This is a genomic window from Bacterioplanoides sp. (assembly GCF_965226395.1).
Lineage (GTDB): Bacteria > Pseudomonadota > Gammaproteobacteria > Pseudomonadales > Oceanobacteraceae > Bacterioplanoides.
Genome location: NZ_OZ245358.1, coordinates 1,301,755 through 1,319,241 on the forward strand (window position 1 = coordinate 1,301,755; position 17,487 = coordinate 1,319,241).

Annotated in this window: 17 protein-coding genes and 1 pseudogene; 15 read left to right on the forward strand and 3 right to left on the reverse strand. The window is 50.0% G+C overall.

Features of this window, described 5'->3' with window-relative positions:
* Nucleotides 1-75: 75 nt before the first annotated feature.
* The 15 genes and pseudogenes from ACO05E_RS05965 to ACO05E_RS06035 all read left to right on the forward strand — a co-directional run bounded on the left by ACO05E_RS05965 (nt 76) and on the right by ACO05E_RS06035 (nt 14,062).
* A complete protein-coding gene (locus ACO05E_RS05965; RefSeq protein ID WP_419812071.1) occupies nt 76-954 on the forward strand; it encodes an energy transducer TonB in 879 nt (292 codons plus the stop codon).
* 28 nt (nt 955-982) lie between these two features.
* Nucleotides 983-1,540, forward strand: a complete 558-nt coding sequence (locus ACO05E_RS05970; RefSeq protein ID WP_419812072.1) for a YqgE/AlgH family protein — start codon at nt 983-985, stop codon at nt 1,538-1,540.
* Nucleotides 1,540-1,992, forward strand: a complete 453-nt coding sequence (gene ruvX / locus ACO05E_RS05975; protein WP_419812073.1) for a Holliday junction resolvase RuvX — start codon at nt 1,540-1,542, stop codon at nt 1,990-1,992. Before ACO05E_RS05970 ends, ruvX begins: the two co-directional genes overlap by 1 nt.
* 11 nt (nt 1,993-2,003) lie before the next feature.
* Nucleotides 2,004-2,510, forward strand: a complete 507-nt coding sequence (pyrR, locus tag ACO05E_RS05980; RefSeq protein ID WP_419812074.1) for a bifunctional pyr operon transcriptional regulator/uracil phosphoribosyltransferase PyrR — start codon at nt 2,004-2,006, stop codon at nt 2,508-2,510.
* Nucleotides 2,511-2,520: 10 nt separating this feature from the next.
* Entirely contained in the window at nt 2,521-3,519 is a 999-nt protein-coding gene (locus ACO05E_RS05985; protein ID WP_419812075.1) for an aspartate carbamoyltransferase catalytic subunit, read from the forward strand.
* 2 nt (nt 3,520-3,521) lie between these two features.
* A complete protein-coding gene (locus ACO05E_RS05990) occupies nt 3,522-4,781 on the forward strand; it encodes a dihydroorotase (protein WP_419812076.1) in 1,260 nt (419 codons plus the stop codon).
* 151 nt (nt 4,782-4,932) lie between these two features.
* Nucleotides 4,933-5,373, forward strand: coding sequence for a hypothetical protein (locus ACO05E_RS05995; protein WP_419812077.1), 441 nt, complete (start codon nt 4,933-4,935; stop codon nt 5,371-5,373).
* Nucleotides 5,374-5,474: 101 nt separating this feature from the next.
* On the forward strand, nt 5,475-5,918 hold the full coding sequence (locus tag ACO05E_RS06000) for a pseudoazurin (RefSeq protein WP_419812078.1): 444 nt from the start codon (nt 5,475-5,477) through the stop codon (nt 5,916-5,918).
* 98 nt (nt 5,919-6,016) lie between these two features.
* On the forward strand, nt 6,017-8,866 hold the full coding sequence (locus tag ACO05E_RS06005; RefSeq protein ID WP_419812079.1) for a class I adenylate cyclase: 2,850 nt from the start codon (nt 6,017-6,019) through the stop codon (nt 8,864-8,866).
* Nucleotides 8,867-8,969: 103 nt separating this feature from the next.
* Nucleotides 8,970-9,059, forward strand: a pseudogene (gene lptM / locus ACO05E_RS06010) (LPS translocon maturation chaperone LptM); the annotation flags it as partial.
* Nucleotides 9,060-9,133: 74 nt separating this feature from the next.
* Nucleotides 9,134-10,399 carry a diaminopimelate decarboxylase gene (gene lysA / locus ACO05E_RS06015; RefSeq protein ID WP_419812080.1) on the forward strand — a complete coding sequence of 422 codons (1,266 nt, stop codon included), beginning with the start codon at nt 9,134-9,136 and terminating at the stop codon, nt 10,397-10,399.
* Nucleotides 10,400-10,429: 30 nt separating this feature from the next.
* Entirely contained in the window at nt 10,430-11,281 is an 852-nt protein-coding gene (gene dapF / locus ACO05E_RS06020) for a diaminopimelate epimerase (protein WP_419812081.1), read from the forward strand.
* 20 nt (nt 11,282-11,301) lie between these two features.
* Nucleotides 11,302-11,973 carry a DUF484 family protein gene (locus ACO05E_RS06025; protein WP_419812082.1) on the forward strand — a complete coding sequence of 224 codons (672 nt, stop codon included), beginning with the start codon at nt 11,302-11,304 and terminating at the stop codon, nt 11,971-11,973.
* 146 nt (nt 11,974-12,119) lie between these two features.
* Entirely contained in the window at nt 12,120-12,827 is a 708-nt protein-coding gene (locus ACO05E_RS06030; RefSeq protein WP_419812083.1) for an HAD family hydrolase, read from the forward strand.
* Between the two features lie 170 nt (nt 12,828-12,997).
* The gene (locus ACO05E_RS06035; protein WP_419812084.1) at nt 12,998-14,062 is read left to right on the forward strand and encodes a metallophosphoesterase; all 1,065 of its coding nucleotides are present in this window, start codon (nt 12,998-13,000) and stop codon (nt 14,060-14,062) included.
* A gap of 32 nt (nt 14,063-14,094) precedes the next feature.
* On the opposite strand, the gene ACO05E_RS06040 is transcribed toward ACO05E_RS06035, so the two are convergent.
* The 3 genes from ACO05E_RS06040 to speA form a co-directional block, all read right to left on the reverse strand.
* Nucleotides 14,095-14,796 carry a DUF3047 domain-containing protein gene (locus ACO05E_RS06040; RefSeq protein WP_419812085.1) on the reverse strand — a complete coding sequence of 234 codons (702 nt, stop codon included), beginning with the start codon at nt 14,794-14,796 and terminating at the stop codon, nt 14,095-14,097.
* Between the two features lie 155 nt (nt 14,797-14,951).
* Nucleotides 14,952-15,239, reverse strand: coding sequence for a hypothetical protein (locus ACO05E_RS06045; RefSeq protein ID WP_419812086.1), 288 nt, complete (start codon nt 15,237-15,239; stop codon nt 14,952-14,954).
* Between the two features lie 200 nt (nt 15,240-15,439).
* Entirely contained in the window at nt 15,440-17,347 is a 1,908-nt protein-coding gene (gene speA / locus ACO05E_RS06050; protein ID WP_419812087.1) for a biosynthetic arginine decarboxylase, read from the reverse strand.
* Between the last annotated feature and the right edge of the window lie 140 nt (nt 17,348-17,487).

The following is a 17,487-nucleotide window of genomic DNA, read 5'->3' on the forward strand; positions in this document are numbered from 1 at the left end:
GCAGTGGACAAATTTCATCGATAAGCGCAGACTTGGCGGCGTTTGATTTCCGTTTCCTGAGGATATTCTTCGCGCATGTCTGCCGCTGCTGTCTCCAGTACTGACCGCTTGTCTTTTGCCCTGTTTCTGGCATTTGTTATTCATGCCATGTTGATTCTCGGCATCAGCTTCAGTGCCAGTGATCGCACCAGTTTGTCAAAGACACTGGAAGTGACCCTGGCAACCTACAAAAGCGACACCGCCCCGGAACAAGCTGACTTTATCGCTCAGGAAAATCAGCAAGGCAGCGGCACTCTCGATGAAGCCAAAATGCTGACCACCGATATGGAAGCCAACTTCCATGACAATCAGGTCAACGAAACCTCACCACAAGAACAGCAAGCCACCGCACCGAAACAACCGGAAGGCAAGAAGCGCCTGGTCTCCACCACCGGTAGTAGCAAACGAAAAACACCAACCGAATCCAGTGACCTGCCGCCAAATCCATTGGATTTACCCGAAGGGCCACAAAAAACCTTATTACAACGCAGCCTGGAAATTGCCAGTCTGGAAGCCAAACTGGATAGCCAGCGCCAGCTGTACGCCAAACAACCGCGCATTCAACGCTTAACCGCAGCCTCAACCATGAAGGCCAACGACGCCTATTATGTGAACTCCTGGCGTCGCCGCATCGAAGACAATGGCGCACGCAATTACCCGCGCGAGGCCGAAAACTGCTTCAACGATTGCCGCCTGCGTTTACTGGTTGCCATCAACCCCGATGGCACCATTTATGAATTACGCGTACTGGAGTCATCCGGCCGACAGGTATTGGATGATGCCGCGTTACGCATCGTCCGTCAGTCTGCGCCTTTTGCTCCGTTTACGGCCGAGATGCGTAAGAACACCGATCGTCTGGAAATTATCCGTACCTGGCAATTTAAAGGTAATCGCTACTTATCCGACGTAAACTGATGTCACTTTTTCTGATACGACAGCCCACATGCAACAACTGCACAGCTTAAAAAATCATTTATTAATTGCCATGCCACAACTGGAAGACTCCTGGTTTGAAGGCACGGTAACCTATTTGTGCGAGCACAATGACGAAGGTGCGATGGGCTTAGTCCTGAACAAACCGCTCAAAGTCACCCTCGATGACATTTGTCAGCAGCTGGAGATTGATCGTCTGCCCGGTATCGATCCATCGATTCTGGCCGGCGGCCCGGTGAGCATGGAGCATGGCTTTATTCTGCATCGCCAACAGGGTAACTGGGATTCCACTCTGAACGTCGAAGAAGAAGCCCACCTGACTTCCTCCAAAGATATTCTGCGCGCCATTGCCGCCGGCGATGGACCACAAAATTATCGTATGGCATTGGGCTATGCTGGTTGGGATGCGCAACAACTGGATGAAGAATTAAAGCAAAACTCCTGGCTCACGGTAGAAGCCACCAGCGAATTATTATTCGACACCGATGCCAAAGACTTATACCGCTGTGCATTAAAACAACTCGGTATCAGCCCGGAATTTCTCAGCTCAGATGCAGGACACGCCTGATGTCGGATGTTGCCATCACCAACAAAATCAAAACCCTGATGGGCTTCGACTTTGGGACTCAGCGCATTGGCATCGCTACCGGTCAGCGACTGACCAACGGCGCCAGCGCCCTCAACCCAATCAAAGCCAAAGACGGCATTCCCAACTGGGATAACCTGCAGAAGATTATCGATGAGTGGCAACCCGATGCCTTTGTGGTTGGCCTGCCCCTTAATATGGATGGCAGCCCGTCAGAGATGAGTACACGCGCAGCGAAATTCGCCCGTCGCTTAGAAGGCCGTTATCATCGCCCGGCCTATACTCAGGACGAACGCCTGACCAGCTACGAAGCAAAAGGCATGGTGATTGAACAAGGCGGCAATCGTGATTTTGGTGCCAACTCGGTGGATGGTTTAGCCGCCGAACTGATTTTACAAAGCTGGATGTCAGAACATCCCCGCGAACAGGATTAACAGGAGCCACTATGAGCCTGGCGTTAACGCAACACGATTGTGAGCAAACCTGCGTACAACTCGGACAACAACTGCAACAACTGTTAAGTGAACAGCAGATCGACAACCCGCTGTTGATTGGTATTCGTACCGGCGGTGTGTGGGTGGCAGAACGCCTGCAACAGCAACTCGGCATTGACGAGCCACTGGGTGAGCTGGATATCAGCTTTTATCGCGATGACTTCACCCGTCATGGTTTACACCCACAAGTCAAAGGCTCGCAGCTACCCGATAGCATTGAAGACCGCCATATTATTCTGATTGATGACGTGGTGATGAGTGGCCGCACCATTCGCGCCGCCATGAACGAGCTGTTCGACTATGGCCGCCCGGCCAGCATCAAGCTGGTGTGCCTGCTCGACATTGGCCGCCGTGAATTACCGATCCAACCGGATTTATGCGGTCAGAAGCTGGAATTATCCGATGGTCAGCTGGTGAAATTATCCGGCCCGCAACCACTGACCCTGTCTTTAGCCTGAGGAATTTAACATGACACACTCACCCCATCAGGTGCAGCTGACGGAAGACGGCCGCCTCAAGCATTTTTTAACCACCGAAGGGTTAAGCAAAGCATTATTAACCGAAATTCTCGATACCGCCGATTCATTTATCAGCACTCAGGAACGCTCGGTTAAAAAAGTGCCGTTATTACGGGGAAAAACCGTGGTGAATCTGTTTTTTGAAAACAGCACCCGTACCCGCTCCACTTTTGAACTGGCCGCCAAACGTTTATCAGCGGATATTTTAAATCTGGATATTTCCAAATCAGCCACCTCCAAAGGGGAAACCCTGATGGATACTTTGTGGAATCTGGAAGCCATGTATTCGGATATGTTTGTGGTACGCCACGCCGACTCAGGTGCGGCTCACTTTATTGCCGAACACGTGACGCCGAACGTTGCCATTATTAACGCCGGTGATGGCCGTCATGCCCACCCGACTCAGGCGATGCTGGATATGCTGACTATTCGTCGTCATAAAGACAGCATCGAAGGCAAAGTGGTCGCCATTGTGGGTGATATTCTGCATTCCCGGGTTGCCCGTTCTCAAATCCATGCACTGCGCACCTTAGGTGCCGCCGAAGTTCGCGTGATTGGCCCCGGTACTTTATTACCCAATGATATTGAAGCCATTGGTGCCAAGCCGTTTTACCGCATGGAAGATGGCTTAAAAGATTGTGATGTGGTGATTATGCTGCGCCTGCAAAAAGAGCGCATGCAAAATGCCTTGCTGCCCAGCGAAGGGGAATTTTTTAAGCTGTACGGTTTAACCGAGCAAAAATTATTACTGGCTAAACCCGACGCCATTGTGATGCACCCGGGGCCAATTAATCGCGGTGTGGAAATTGAATCGGCGGTGGCCGATGGCAATCAGTCGGTGATTTTAAATCAGGTCAGTTATGGTATTGCCGTTCGTATGGCCGTAATGGCGATGGCCATGAGTGGCCAGCAACAATCTGCCAGTTCAATTGCAAACGAGGAGGCTTAATCATGCGCTATTGTTTAATTGAAGGCGCCCGCCTGCTCGACCCGGCCAACAACTTAGATACCGTTGCCGATGTGTATATTGCCGATGGAAAAATTCAGGCCATTGGCCACAAACCCGCCGCCGGAGAAATTGAAACCAGCATCAATGGCACGGGCAAACTGTTAATTCCCGGATTGATTGATTTAGGCGCGCATTTGGCCGAGCCCGGCTTTAGTCAGAAAGGCTCCATCGCCACGGAAACCAAAGCCGCCGCACGTTCCGGTTTTACCCATATTTGTGCCCTGCCCGACACCAAACCGGTAACCGACAGCAGCGCCGTGGTTCAGTTAATTCAGGAAAAAGCGGCGCAAGCCGGTTATGCCGAAGTGCTGCCGTTAGGTGCCGCCACTCAAGGGTTACAAGGTGAGCAGCTGGCCAATATGTTCAGCCTGACCGAAGCCGGTTGCCCGGCATTATCCAACGCCCGCCAACCGATTAAAGACAGCTATGTGTTACAGCGCGTGATGGAATACGCCGCCACCTACGGCATTCGCTTATTCCTCAGCGCCAACGACACCACCCTCGCCGATGGTTGTATGCACGCTGGCCCCACCGCCACTCGTATGGGTCTGGATGGCATTGCCGAAACCGCCGAAACCATTGCCCTGTCGCAGATTTTATTAATGGCCGAACAAACCGGCGTACAGCTGCACATCAGCCAGATCAGCTGCGCCCGCAGCGTTACCATGCTGCAACAGGCACGTGATAATGGCATTAACGTAACCGCCGATGTACCACTGGCCAATCTGGTGTATACCGACGAAGCGGTGAATGGTTATAACAGCCAGTTTAATGTGCTGCCGGTATTGCGCAGCGAGACGGATCGCCAGGCATTATTAGCCGCCGTGAATAACGGTGAATTAGCTATTTCATCCAACCACCGGCCACACGAAATTGCCGCGAAAAAAGCGCCTTTTTCCGATGCCGAACCGGGCATGAGCCTGTTTGATTGCTTCCTGCCACTGGCACTAAAACTCATCGCTGCCGGCGAGCTGGAATGGAATGCGTTTATTAAAGCCACCAGCCAGATTCCAGCGGCGGTAATTGATTTAGCGGGTATTGGTTTGGCCGAAGGAAATTATTTTAACGCCGCTTTGGTGGATGCCGGCGCCACAGCGGATTTATCGCAGCTGTATTCCAAAGGGGAAAATATTCCTTGTGCCGATGACGCACTCTCGGGCGTCGTGGACGCTTTGTTTGTGAACGGTGCTCAGGTGCTTTAAAGGAAGTTTTAATGCAGTCGAACCCAATAAATTCGACTGCATTGAATATAACAAACAGCACAAATTTCACGATAACGCGGTTTTAAATTTCTCTGCGTTTAGATATGTGATAGCGTGCGCCAAAAATCACAATGAATAAGGACATTACCCTGTGAAAAAGCTACTTTTACTTTCGTGTATCTCACTTTTAACTGCATGTGGAGGCGGCAGCAGCGATTCATCTTCAAGTGATCTATTATTTCCAACCCCTAATATTGCAGCCTTTGCAGGTATATACGAAGACTTCTCAAACGAAGGTGAATTAATCGACGAGAGTTATCTCCATATTGATTCAGATGGATACCTTTCCTTTTACGATTATGCTGGCGATGCCGTTGACGATTTTGCTAATTGTTACTGGATTGAAGAAAAGCAGTTTCAAATTATTGAATATCTTGGTGATGGTAGTTACAAATTCCGCGATAGTGATAATTCAGAAATTGTATACGGTTTATCAGTAAGCAGCGAAAAATTAGTAATCACTGCATCAAATGGAAGGTTTGACCTGCCAAGAACCGCATTGACTGTCAGCGACCTTACTCCAGAGTGCTAATTCACTATGAGGAGGGCTTTGCCCTCCTTTTGATAATAATTACCATTTACAACAATAAAACTCTCACCTAAAGTAGCCACTCTGTTTCTAAGGAGTGAGTCATGAAATTATCTTCTGTCTGCGCCATCGCGCTAACCCTCTTCGCTGCCAACCTGATGGCGGCTGATCATACTGTTCAGGTAAAAAACAACGGTGCTGACGGCACCATGGTATTTGAACCGGGCTTTCTGAAAGTAGCTGTTGGCGATACCGTCACCTTTGAACCGACTGATCCAGGTCATAACTCGGAGTCTGTTGCCGGGCTGATTCCCGATGGAGCAGCAAGTTGGAAAAGTGGTTTCAGCGAGAAAATCACCGTCACTCTCGATAAAGAAGGGGTGTACGTTTATAAATGTCTGCCACATGCGATGATGGCGATGGTTGGTGTGATTCAGGCTGGCAATGCAACCAATCTGGATGCCGTAAAAAGTGCATCAAAATCGCTCAGCTCAACTTTTATTATGAACAAAGAGCGGTTGGATAATTATCTGGCACAAGCCAAATAAGACCTCTCGCAAAGCGCAGAATCAGCAGATTTTGCGCTTTCTAACGATTCTCTTAGGGCCTGTTAAACCTTTCCGGCAACTGCATCTACACTTAAGGCATGATTCCGGAAATTCCCTCTGCTCAACAGCTGCATCAATGGCATACCGACTTTATGGCACTCAACAATGCCAGAATGGAGAGTACCCGCAGCCTGATGACCAGCCGCCAGCGCCTGGTGCTGGATGCCCTGCCAATGCTGATTCACCTTAACCACCAGCAGCTGCCCGGTTTTATCAATCACGATGTGCCTTGTGGTATTTTGCACTTTCAGCCGGAAGTCCAGCATCAGCACGCGTTGCAAAGCCTGGCCCGGGGCGTCAATGTGCCGCGCGATTTCTTTTCTGACAAACACATTCTTGGCCTGTATCTGATGGGCAGTCTCGGCTCTCTGGCGCAGTCTCGCAGTAGTGACCTGGACGTTTGGCTGTGCCATGACGAACACTTGGATGCGGAACAGCTCGATTTACTGAAACAGAAATGTGATGTGATTGAGCGTTGGGCAGCCAGTCAGAGTGTTGAGTTGCACTTTTTCCCGATGAATCTGAGTGACTTCCGCCAGGGTCAGAGTCAGTCGGCGGAGGGCGAAGATTGTGGCAGCAGCCAGCATTTATTGCTGCTTGATGAGTTTTATCGCAGTGCCTTATGGCTGGCCGGAGCTAAACCTTCGTGGTGGTTGATTCCGGAAAAGCAGGAACGAAAGTCGGCTCAGTATTGGGAGCAACTGCTTGACCAACACCGGGTGCAGGCCGACCAATGGCTGCACTTTGGACAGATTCATACCATTCCGGTGGCCGAGTTTGTTGGCGCCGGCTTATGGCAACTTAACAAAGGCCTGAGCAATCCTTACAAAGCGCTGCTGAAACTGCTGCTGACCCGCCACTATGCCACTCAGTATCCGAATATCCGCCCCTTATGCTGGGATTTAAAAGCGCGGGTGCATCAGGGCATCACCGACGTTGAAAACTGCGACGCCTACTTATTGATGTTAGAGCGGGTGATTAAACAGCTGGAGCAGGAAGGTAATCAGCAACGGGTACAGCTGGCACGCCGGGCGTTTTATTACAAAGCCAAACTACCGCTGTCGGATTTATCCCGCAACCAGCGCAACAGCTGGCGGGCTAAAACGCTGAATCATTTATGCAGCCAGTGGGGCTGGCTGGTGGCCGATTTTATTGAGCTCGACCGGCGTGATCACTGGAACCCGGTTAAAGTTTATAAAGAACGTAATGCGCTGATCAGTGAAATGTTATCCAGCTATCGTTTTCTGGCCGGATTCAGTCAGAAACACGCGCCTAAGTTACATATACAGCCAGCAGACATGCGCCTGTTGGGGAATCGTCTTTACGCCGCCTTTGATGCCAAGCCCGGCAAGATCATTGATATTAACCCCGGCATCAGTCGCTCACTGCAACAGGAGAAACTGACGCTGCGACTCACGCCAAAACGGGTGTGGCAATTGATCCCGGGTAACGGCCAGAACCAGTGGCAAAAAGACTCATTAAATCAAAATGCTGCCGAAACCGAGCAAATATTAAAACAGTCGCCGAGTCTGATGGAGCTGCTGTTTTTTGCTCAATTTAACGGCCTGTTAAGTGCCCACACCAATATTGCGCTGTCTCCCAGCCATAACCCCTTAAGTCAGTACGAGTTAAAAGAGTTGCTGCAACTGGTACGGGAAGAAGCGCCGCTGCATCCGGATAACCGCAGTTTAATGCAACCGCCACAACCGCGTTACTGGCGGCTGTATGTTAATGCCGGGGTTGATCCGCAACATAAATTCAGCCGCCGTGGCATGCAGAAACTCAGTAATCGTGATGATGCACTGGGCTACAGTTCGGCTCGTGAAAATCTGGTGCACACGCTGGATTTATTGACCGTTAACAGTTGGGGGGAATGGACGGTCGAGCGCTTTCATGGCAACGACGCGATGTTACTTTGCCTGCAGCATCTGTTGAGATTTTTGCCGTTAGCCCGTGGCAGCAGCACTACCACCAATACCAGTAACCAATGGCCGCCCATTAGCACACATTGCCATTGTGCCAGCCGGGCCAGAAGCATTCAGGCCCGGGTTGAGCATTTGTTGCATAAAGTGATGCAGCATTTTATTCAGCAACCACGTTCGCCTTATTTAATTGAAGCGTCGGAGCAATATTATTTATTGCGCAACGAAACCCAGGGCATTCAGTTGCAGAAAGCCCAGAATTCGATCGAGTTATTACGCTTATTACAACGCCCCAATACCTTTTATGCACCTTGTGTATTGGATGATGTGGCGCTGCTGCAAAGCCCGTTACGGTTAATTTATCAGCGTGCTCGTCCAGGTATCTGGCAATTATTTTTCTGGCGTCGTAAAAACAAATTTTTCTTTTATTTATTAGACGACAAAGGCGCGCTGTTGCATCAACAATGGCACGATGACGAAGGCAGCCGCCGGTTATTACCCATTATTCGTTTTTTACGGCAACTCGATCAACGCTGGTTATCCCAGTTGCAGGGGCTCAACCCTTCGAATCAAGGCCAGAGAAAGCAACAACGCAACCTGCTGCTGTTTGAAATCCGCAGCAAAAAACAAAGTCTGGAGCTGGAGTTGGTACGGCGCAAATTGCCGCCTCTGCATGAACAGACCAGCCTGATTGATTTACGCGCGGTGGTCGATGAGCAGCAGCAAACCACTCTCTACTGCAATAATCAGGAATTCAGCGTCTGGCAGTTCGGTGATGATTTGTATCAGGCGGTGGCGGAAGAAGTTCAGGCCATTCGCAGCCAGCGGGAGAATTACCCTTGTTACCTGTCGGATGTGTCTCTGCCGCATGACAATCAGCAGGTCATTACCCACCTGCGCCAGAAACAACGGATAGAAAAACTACTGAATCAGGCTCTGCTGACATTACCGTCTTCGCTAACCTGACAGCCAGAGCACGAGCCCGTATAATGCCCGCCATCTTTTATTCTCTGCTTGTGTGGAATCATCAATGGCACTCCCGTTTATCGCGCTCAGATCCGGCTTACGCATGCTGTTCAGCGTATTTCTACTGACTGGCTTAATCCTGTCGGCGGGTTGCGGTCAGAAAGGGCCGCTGTATCTCCCTGAACCAACGCCCGAAACGTCTGTAAATACAGACGTACCCTCAAGCACAACCACACCTGCAAACAAAACCATGGAATCGCAATCCTGATGTCAGTTTTCAGCTATCAAAACGGCGAATTACACGCCGAACAGGTTTCCTTACGCGCCGCTGCCGAGCAGTTTGGTACGCCACTGTATGTCTATTCCCGCGCCGCTTTTGAGCAACATTTCAGTGCCTACACTGAAGCACTGGGCGAGTGGCCACATCTGGTGTGTTATGCGGTAAAAGCCAACTCCAACCTGGCAGTATTAAACGTGTTAGCCAAACTGGGAGCTGGTTTTGACATCGTTAGCCAGGGCGAGCTGGAACGGGTTCTGGCCGCCGGTGGCGATGCCAGCAAAGTGGTATTTTCCGGTGTTGGCAAACAACCCGCTGAAATGCAGCGCGCCTTAGAAGTAGGTGTGTATTGTTTTAACGTGGAGTCTGAAGCCGAGCTGGAACGCCTTAGCGCCGTAGCCTCTGAACTGGGCAAAACCGCTCAGGTGTCTCTGCGGGTAAACCCGGATGTGGACGCCCAGACCCACCCGTATATCTCCACCGGTTTAAAAGACAACAAGTTTGGCATCGACATTAACGAAGCACCGCGGGTTTACGCCAAAGCTAATGAGTTACCGGGCTTAGAAGTCAAAGGGGTCGATTGTCATATCGGCAGCCAGCTGACCGAAATCTCTCCGTTTATGGATGCGTTAGATCGTGTTCTGGCACTGGTCGATACCCTGGCCGAACAAGGCATTAAGATTGAACACCTCGACTTGGGCGGTGGCCTTGGCGTGACCTACCGTGATGAAACACCAGCATCAGCGGGTGAATATATTGCCGCGATTAAACAACGCTTAGGCCAACGTGAAGACGGCGGCAAACAATTTAAATTAATTTTTGAGCCGGGTCGTTCGGTTGCCGCCAATGCTGGTGTGTTTGTCACTCAGGTGGAATTCCTGAAGTTAAACGAACACAAAAACTTCGCCATTATCGACGGTGCCATGAACGATTTAATTCGTCCGTCGCTATACAGCGCCTGGCAGGATATTAAGCCATTAAAAGAAAGCTCCGATGCCCCGGTACGCACCTACGATCTGGTTGGCCCGGTATGCGAAACCGGTGACTTCTTAGGCAAAGATCGGGAGCTGGCTTTAGCCGCTGGCGATCATGTTGCCGTGATGTCGGCCGGTGCTTATGGTTTTGTCATGGCTTCTAACTACAACAGCCGTGGTCGCCCGGCGGAAGTGATGGTCGATGGTGATCAGCTGCATCTGGTGCGCCAGCGCGAGACGATTCAGGAGTTGTTTGCTCACGAACAACTGATCGCAGAATAACGTATTCGAGAACAGCACAGGCAACTCCCTATGTGGCTTAAATTCAGCAAAATGCACGGTCTCGGCAACGACTTTATGGTGGTTGATCTGGTCACTCAGAGCGGTTTTATCCGCCCTGAGCGCGTGCGTGAACTCTCCGATCGTAATTTTGGCATTGGCTTTGATCAGCTGTTAATCGTGGAGCAGCCAAGTCGTCCGGATGTCGATTTTAAATATCGTATTTTTAACGCTGACGGCAGTGAAGTGGAAAACTGCGGCAACGGTGCACGTTGTTTTGCCCGCTTTGTCTACGACCAGCGTTTAACCGGCAAACGCAGCATTAAAGTTGAAACCGCCAATGGCTTAATGGAACTGACCCTGACCGATGACAAACAAGTAATCGTCGATATGGGCGCGCCGATTCTGGAGCCCGAACTGATTCCATTTAAAGCAAGTCCGTTTAAAGCGACTGAGTTTGCGCCAGAATACACTATCGATGCTGGTGACATTGGTGAGATTTCTCTTGGTGCGGTCTCCATGGGTAACCCACATGGTGTCGTGCGGGTTGATGATGTGGATACCGCTCCGGTCGAAAACTGGGGGCCGGTTCTGGAGCCACACACCAGCTTCCCGGCCAAAGCCAATATTGGCTTTATGCAGATCGTCGATGAGCATCATATTCGCCTGCGGGTATTTGAACGGGGTTCCGGAGAAACATTGGCTTGTGGTACCGGCGCCTGTGCCGCCGTCGTATCCGGGCAGTTACGTGGCTGGTTAAAGCCGGGCGTAACCGTATCGCTGCCGGGTGGTGATTTGTTGATAGAATGGGATGGCAAACCGGATTCTCATATCAAAATGACCGGACCCGCCGTGACCGTATTTGAAGGCCGGATTAACCTCTGAGTGCCGTTTAAGGAATCTTTATGAGTCAGCAACCTCGTTTAACCGAAGCCGATGTTGAACAGTTTTTACAGGATCATCCGGATTTTTTTATCGGTAAGGATGACCTGTTGGCTGAAATGCGCATTCCTCATAACGCAGGGCCAGCCACCAGCCTGGTCGAGCGCCAGTTATCAGTGCATCGTGAACGTAATGTTGAATTGCGCCAGCGATTATCCGACTTACTGGAAAACGCCCGCCGTAATGATCAGCTGTTTGAAAAAAGCCGTCGCCTGGTGCTGGCCTTAGTCGAAGCCGAAAGCTGGTTGGCCGTTCAGGCGGCGCTGGATGATTCTCTGCGTAACGACTTCGGAGTCGATACCTGGGCGTTATTACACTTTACCGAACGTAATTTAGAAGCGCCGTTAATCACCATTCGCTCCACCGAACGTCAGCGTAGCATCCACCGTTTATTTAAAGGCCATCGTGCCGTGTGTGGGCAGCTGAATGAAAACGATATCGCCGCGTTATTAGGCAGCCAGACCACTGATGCTCGTTCTGTTGCGGCCGCTCAGGTGCGTGGCCCGGGCAATAACGGCGTATTAACCGTTGCCAGTAAAGATCCATCTTATTACCGCAGTTCAATGGATACCTTATTCCTGGATTATGTGGCTGATATTCTGGCGTTGCGGTTACCGCAAATTCCGGTGGTTTAAATATATGCACTGGTAGCCAAGATAGAAGCGTTTCCGAGGCAGCCAGTGCAAGGCAAAAATACATTTAAACGCGCAGTTTATAAGCCATAAATGAGCATTTTAAATTTATTTTTAACACAGCAATGGCAACGCAGGTAGCTTCTCTGATGGCGATTAAACTGATTACCCTGGATCTTGACAACACCCTCTGGGAAACCGACCCGGTCATTGTCAAAGCGGAAAAAGCCTGTCACGACTGGATTGTGACCAATGTGCCACAAGCGGCCGAGTTTTATACCCTCGAAGCGTTACGCCAATACAAAAACGATATTGCTGAATGCTTCCCCGAATTGCGCGATAAAGTGACGGCGCTGCGCTTAGAAGTATTACGCCGGGTATTTTTACAGGCAGGCATCAGCGGTGACGAAGGTCGGGAAAAAGCACAACAAGCCTTCGATGTGTTTTATAAAACCCGCAGCCAAGTCACCTTATTTGATGGCGCGCTGGACGCACTTCAAACCCTGAAAAACGATTACTCGTTAATCGCCGCTACCAATGGCAATGCCGATTTAAAACTGATTGGTATTGATCATTTATTTGCTGCCCACTTTAATGCCGAAGACGTAGGCGCACCCAAACCGCAGGCGGATTTATTTGAAGCGGCGTTAGCACACGCCGGAGTAAAACCGGAAGAATGTATTCATGTGGGTGATCACCAGGAGCAGGATATTATTGCCGCGCAACGCTTAGGTATTAAAACCATCTGGGTGAATTTATGCGATGCCGCCTGGGTTGAACAGGAAGGTGTTCCGGATCAGGAAATTACCCACTTATCGCAGTTGGTGGCGGCGGTTTCAGCGCTTAGCGGTCAGTAGTTCTATATTCCCTGCTGGTGACTCAGCGCCGCTTTACCTCACATCTGACAATGGCGCAGATAGCCATCATTTCTCAGCATAAATAACCATTTTTTCCTTGTCATTTATTGGTCATACTGGCTTCACAAAGTGGAACGATAATACTAAAAACTCACCTTGGAATCCTCTTCATGAACAAAACACTGCTTGCTCTCTCACTCTCAGGCATCGCACTGACTGGTATATCACTCAACACGTTTGCTATGTCAAAACCGGCAGACCCCACCCCTGTTGATGAAACCGTTGTTTATCCACAGCCAGATACAAAGGTAAGCTTTATTGCCATTGGCGACTCCGGCACGGGTAAAGATGGGCAATATAAAGTCGCCGCAGCGATGGAAGCGGTATGCCAGTTAAAACCGTGCGATTTTGCCATTGGCCTGGGTGACAACATTTATGAAAGTGGTGTTGATGGGGTTGATGACATCCAGTTTGATCTGAAATTTGAAGACCCTTACAAAAACCTCGATTTTCCGTTTTATATGGCACTGGGTAACCACGATAACAGTTGGATTATTGGTGGTGACGGTGCTGATAACGATAAGGGTGAAATTCAGGTTGAATACCATTACCGCAAAGACCGAAAAAGTGAAAAGTGGCAAATGCCTGCTCGTTATTACCGGTTTAATGCGCCCGCTAATGGCACGCCACTGGTCAGTTTTTATGCCATGGACACCAACCCATCCGCTTCCGCCGGTGACCCGAGTGACGAATACAATAAAGATGATTACTCCGACAAACAGGGCAAGTGGCTATTGGATGGTTTTAAGGAATCCACTGCACCGTGGAAAATTGCATTTGGTCACCACCCTTATATTTCCAATGGCTCCCACGGTAATGCTGGCAATTACGACAGCCTGATCGGCCAGGGCAAATTTTTTAAAGAGATGGTGGAGAAAAACGTCTGCGGTAACGCTGATGCCATGATCGTAGGCCACACTCATGCACTGCAATGGTTAAAAGAAAAAGACTCCTGTCCCGGTACCTTCCATATCATCAGTGGCGCTGGTGCCAAAACGAAAAACTTTGTCATCAAAACAGAGCTGAATGAATATTACTGGCAAGAAGATGAAATCCTTGGCTTTTTCCATATCGAAATTCAGGGCGATCAATTCCATGGTACGGCTTACACCGTTGACCCTGTGAGCGGTGAATACCGTGCAGCGTATTCCCGAACCATGCAGCGCCAGAAATAACAGCGCTGCATTTGCTCTTATTAATTTATTCTTTATTCAGAGCTGGCCATCACCAGCTTCTGAATAAAACCACCGGTGCCGCCACTCTCGCCTGGCATGCCTAATGCCAGCTCAAGCGACTCAATACCGGGGAAGTTTTCTTCATAAATCTCCTGCCAGTCCTGATTCAGGTCGCGTTCAATGCTTTGCCAGCTTTCAGCTTTGCTGGTTTTTCCGCTAACAACCAGCAGGTGCTCAAAGTCTGATAAGGCTTCTGACTCACCGGCTTCAAGACCGCTATGCCAAATGTAATGCAGGGTTCGGGTTGGCCAGGTTTCGGTCTCTTTGACGTGTAGTGTCAGGCGCATCAGCGGCTGGCGTTCGACATAACGGTCAACCGTCCAGCGCCAGCTTAACGAGGGGTTTTTCCAGCTCTGATTCAGGCGTGACGACAACACCAGTTCCGAGGCACTTTGCAGCCGAACCACATCACCATAAATCACGTCGTACTGGGGCTCGACCACACAGTTGTAGCAGTCCAGCTGCCATTGCCAGGTATTTTCGCTGGATAACAGTGTGGTGATATTGGTACGAGACAGAGCAAGGGGTTCAGATTGAGCTTGAGCAGGAGACTGAGCCTCGGCATGAGCCGGATGGTTGCCAACAAACAACCAGAACACCAGCATACAAAACAGCGCAATAGCGGCGGGAATAGCGTGCATACGACGACGGGATTTTTTGGAATAGGTGTACATCTTAGCATCCTTGCTAATGTTTTGCGCACCCTATCAGATACACAACAGGTCAGCCCACCTGCAGTGAGCCCATCCTTCCTCCATCGCCCAAGTTGGCCTGTTAAGTCATACTTAACTCGTAAAAAAACGCCTTTTAAGTACGAACGTACAATTCCTTAAATCGGACGACTGCCATAGTTGGTTTGTGGCTTCCGCGGTGGATCAGCCATCACGTTATCGTCGATTTGCTGAATCTGCCCACCACGCGCTAAAAACGCTGCCACGTCATCTTCCATGGATTGACGTATTTCGTCACGGGCGGCACTGCTGGTGCTGACCAGATTGTCGTCGGCGGATTCTGAGGTGTTTTCCGAATCGTCATTGCCGTCGGTTTTATGTTCTTCGTTGTTACTGTCCGCTTCTTCATGCATGTCATCATGCATTTCTAATTCTTCGTCGGCCATCGTTGTTCTCCTTATGCGGCATGGTCTTAAAAAAGATGCCAATACTTATAGACCAGCCAGCCGCATTCGCCAGAAACAGATAACAATTGTTACGAATTATTTTCAGACGTCAGAATTTCGCCCATCTCTTCAATCAGTACTGTCCATTTTCCGATGAACGGTCATTTTCTGATTTTCTTATCAAGGTCATAAAAACCACCTCAGGACAAATACGTGTATGCCTGCAACGAGTCCGTCAACTCACGGCTGAAGAGTGTTTTGTCAGCCTCACTCAACTGAGCATTAGCAACTTGCTGCTGTAAGCGTTGCTGAATCTCTCGTGGGCAGAAATTGACGTAATCCAGTACGGTGGCAATGTCATCGCCCTGAATCGGGTTCTGCAGCTGTACTTCACCTCTGTCGTCCAATACCACGTCCACCGAATCGGTATCGCCAAACAGATTGTGCATATCGCCAAGAATTTCCTGATAGGCTCCCACCAGGAAAAACGCCAGCGGCTCACCCTTTTCAATCGTTGGTAATGGTAAACAGGTTTCGATGCCGTCGGCATCGACGTAGCTGTCGATACGGCCATCCGAATCACAAGTGATGTCCTGCAATACCGCCCGATGACGCACCGGCTCGTGATGGCCACGCAGCGGTACAATCGGGAAAATCTGGTTAATTCCCCAGATATCCGGCAATGACTGAAACAGGGAAAAGTTCACAAACACTTTATCCGCCTGCTTCTCGTATAATTCATCCAGCAATTCCCGATGGCTACGGTTGCCCGGATTTAACCGCTGTTTTAATTCACGGCTGATGCGGCTGTATAGCGCCTCCATTTGCGCCCGTTGTGGTAACGAGAACATACCCAGCGCAAAACCGGATTGTGCATCCTCCAGCCAATGCTGCACGTCGTGATAAATCTCAACCAGTGAACGTGGACTAATTGCTTCCCCCTGGTTACAACACAGTTGGTCGAACACTTGATAAAGTGCTTTTAACGCCTGTGGTGCATCGTTTTCAGGAGGGTTTACCAAACCTTCTTGTGGCGATTCAGAATCAATAATTTCGGTTAATAACAGCGCATGATGAGCCGTCATCGCCCGCCCGGATTCGGTAATAATATTGGGTGCTTGTGCCAGACCCAGTTCGTCACAAATGTCTTTAAACGCAGCCACCACATTGCGTGCGTACTCCGTCATGCTGTAGTTCATTGAGCAATAACTGCGCGAGCGGGTACCTTCGTAATCCACCCCTAGGCCACCGCCAACATCCAGCCATTGCACCGGCACACCGAGTTTAATTAACTCAGCAAAAATACGGCTGCATTCACCTAAGCCGGTTTGAATATCGCGGATATTGGCCAGCTGCGACCCCAGATGAAAATGCAGCAATTGCAGATAATCAAGTTGCCCTGCGGCGCGTAATTGCTCAACCACTTGCAGCATCTGGTAGGCCGACAAACCAAATTTGGACTTTTCTCCGCCGGTGTTTTGCCAGTTGCCTTTACCAATCGTTGCAAGCCGGGCACGAATGCCCAAGCGTGGCTTAACATTCAGACGCTGCGCTTCCGCCAGCACCAACGGCAGCTCGGATAACTTCTCAATAACAATAAAGACCTGATGACCCATTTTTTCAGCCATCAGTGCTAAACGAATAAAATGCGAGTCTTTATAGCCGTTACACACCACCACACCCGGGTTGCTACCCAGTTGCGCTAATACCGCAATCAGTTCGGGCTTGCTGCCCGCTTCCAATCCTAAGCGCTCAACCCCTGCCAGCTTCTGACCGGCTAACAATTGCTCAACCACCGGCTGCTGCTGATTCACCTTAATGGGATACACCGGAGTAAATTTGCCGTTGTAATTCAACTCGTCACGGGCCTGCTGGAAAGCACTCACCAGCGACTGCACCCGGTGATGCAGAATGCCCGGAAAACGCACCAGTACCGGTAAACGCAAGCCTTCAGTGGTTAACTGCTGCCTCAGCTGATTCAGATTAACGCCGGGACTGCCATCCGCCTGCGGGTGAATACACAACTCCCCGGCCGCATTCACCTGAGCGTAGCCTTCGCTCCAGTAAGGTAAGTTGTAATGCTCAGCGGCACTGGTCGCTTTTGTCATAAGTGGGTCAACCTTTGTCAGAAAAAATTGCAGTGACTGGATGCGTTTTCGAGGCAGCTAATACAAGGCAAAAACAGACGAGCAAGCGGAGTTTATAAGTCATAAATGAGTATTGAGAGTCTGTTTTTAACGAAGTAGTA

What these genes read in the sequence shown, in the direction of transcription:
- ACO05E_RS06030 (WP_419812083.1), top strand. Translation starts at nt 12,120, where the DNA reads ATGGCGATTAAACTGATTACCCTGGATCTTGACAACACCCTCTGGGAA.
- ACO05E_RS06035 (WP_419812084.1), top strand. Translation starts at nt 12,998, where the DNA reads ATGAACAAAACACTGCTTGCTCTCTCACTCTCAGGCATCGCACTGACT.
- ACO05E_RS05965 (WP_419812071.1), top strand. Translation starts at nt 76, where the DNA reads ATGTCTGCCGCTGCTGTCTCCAGTACTGACCGCTTGTCTTTTGCCCTG.
- dapF (WP_419812081.1), top strand. Translation starts at nt 10,430, where the DNA reads ATGTGGCTTAAATTCAGCAAAATGCACGGTCTCGGCAACGACTTTATG.
- ACO05E_RS06025 (WP_419812082.1), top strand. Translation starts at nt 11,302, where the DNA reads ATGAGTCAGCAACCTCGTTTAACCGAAGCCGATGTTGAACAGTTTTTA.
- ACO05E_RS06005 (WP_419812079.1), top strand. Translation starts at nt 6,017, where the DNA reads ATGATTCCGGAAATTCCCTCTGCTCAACAGCTGCATCAATGGCATACC.
- ACO05E_RS05970 (WP_419812072.1), top strand. Translation starts at nt 983, where the DNA reads ATGCAACAACTGCACAGCTTAAAAAATCATTTATTAATTGCCATGCCA.
- ACO05E_RS05985 (WP_419812075.1), top strand. Translation starts at nt 2,521, where the DNA reads ATGACACACTCACCCCATCAGGTGCAGCTGACGGAAGACGGCCGCCTC.
- ACO05E_RS06000 (WP_419812078.1), top strand. Translation starts at nt 5,475, where the DNA reads ATGAAATTATCTTCTGTCTGCGCCATCGCGCTAACCCTCTTCGCTGCC.
- ACO05E_RS06040 (WP_419812085.1), bottom strand. Translation starts at nt 14,796, where the DNA reads ATGTACACCTATTCCAAAAAATCCCGTCGTCGTATGCACGCTATTCCC.
- pyrR (WP_419812074.1), top strand. Translation starts at nt 2,004, where the DNA reads ATGAGCCTGGCGTTAACGCAACACGATTGTGAGCAAACCTGCGTACAA.
- lysA (WP_419812080.1), top strand. Translation starts at nt 9,134, where the DNA reads ATGTCAGTTTTCAGCTATCAAAACGGCGAATTACACGCCGAACAGGTT.
- ACO05E_RS06045 (WP_419812086.1), bottom strand. Translation starts at nt 15,239, where the DNA reads ATGGCCGACGAAGAATTAGAAATGCATGATGACATGCATGAAGAAGCG.
- ACO05E_RS05990 (WP_419812076.1), top strand. Translation starts at nt 3,522, where the DNA reads ATGCGCTATTGTTTAATTGAAGGCGCCCGCCTGCTCGACCCGGCCAAC.
- speA (WP_419812087.1), bottom strand. Translation starts at nt 17,347, where the DNA reads ATGACAAAAGCGACCAGTGCCGCTGAGCATTACAACTTACCTTACTGG.
- ruvX (WP_419812073.1), top strand. Translation starts at nt 1,540, where the DNA reads ATGTCGGATGTTGCCATCACCAACAAAATCAAAACCCTGATGGGCTTC.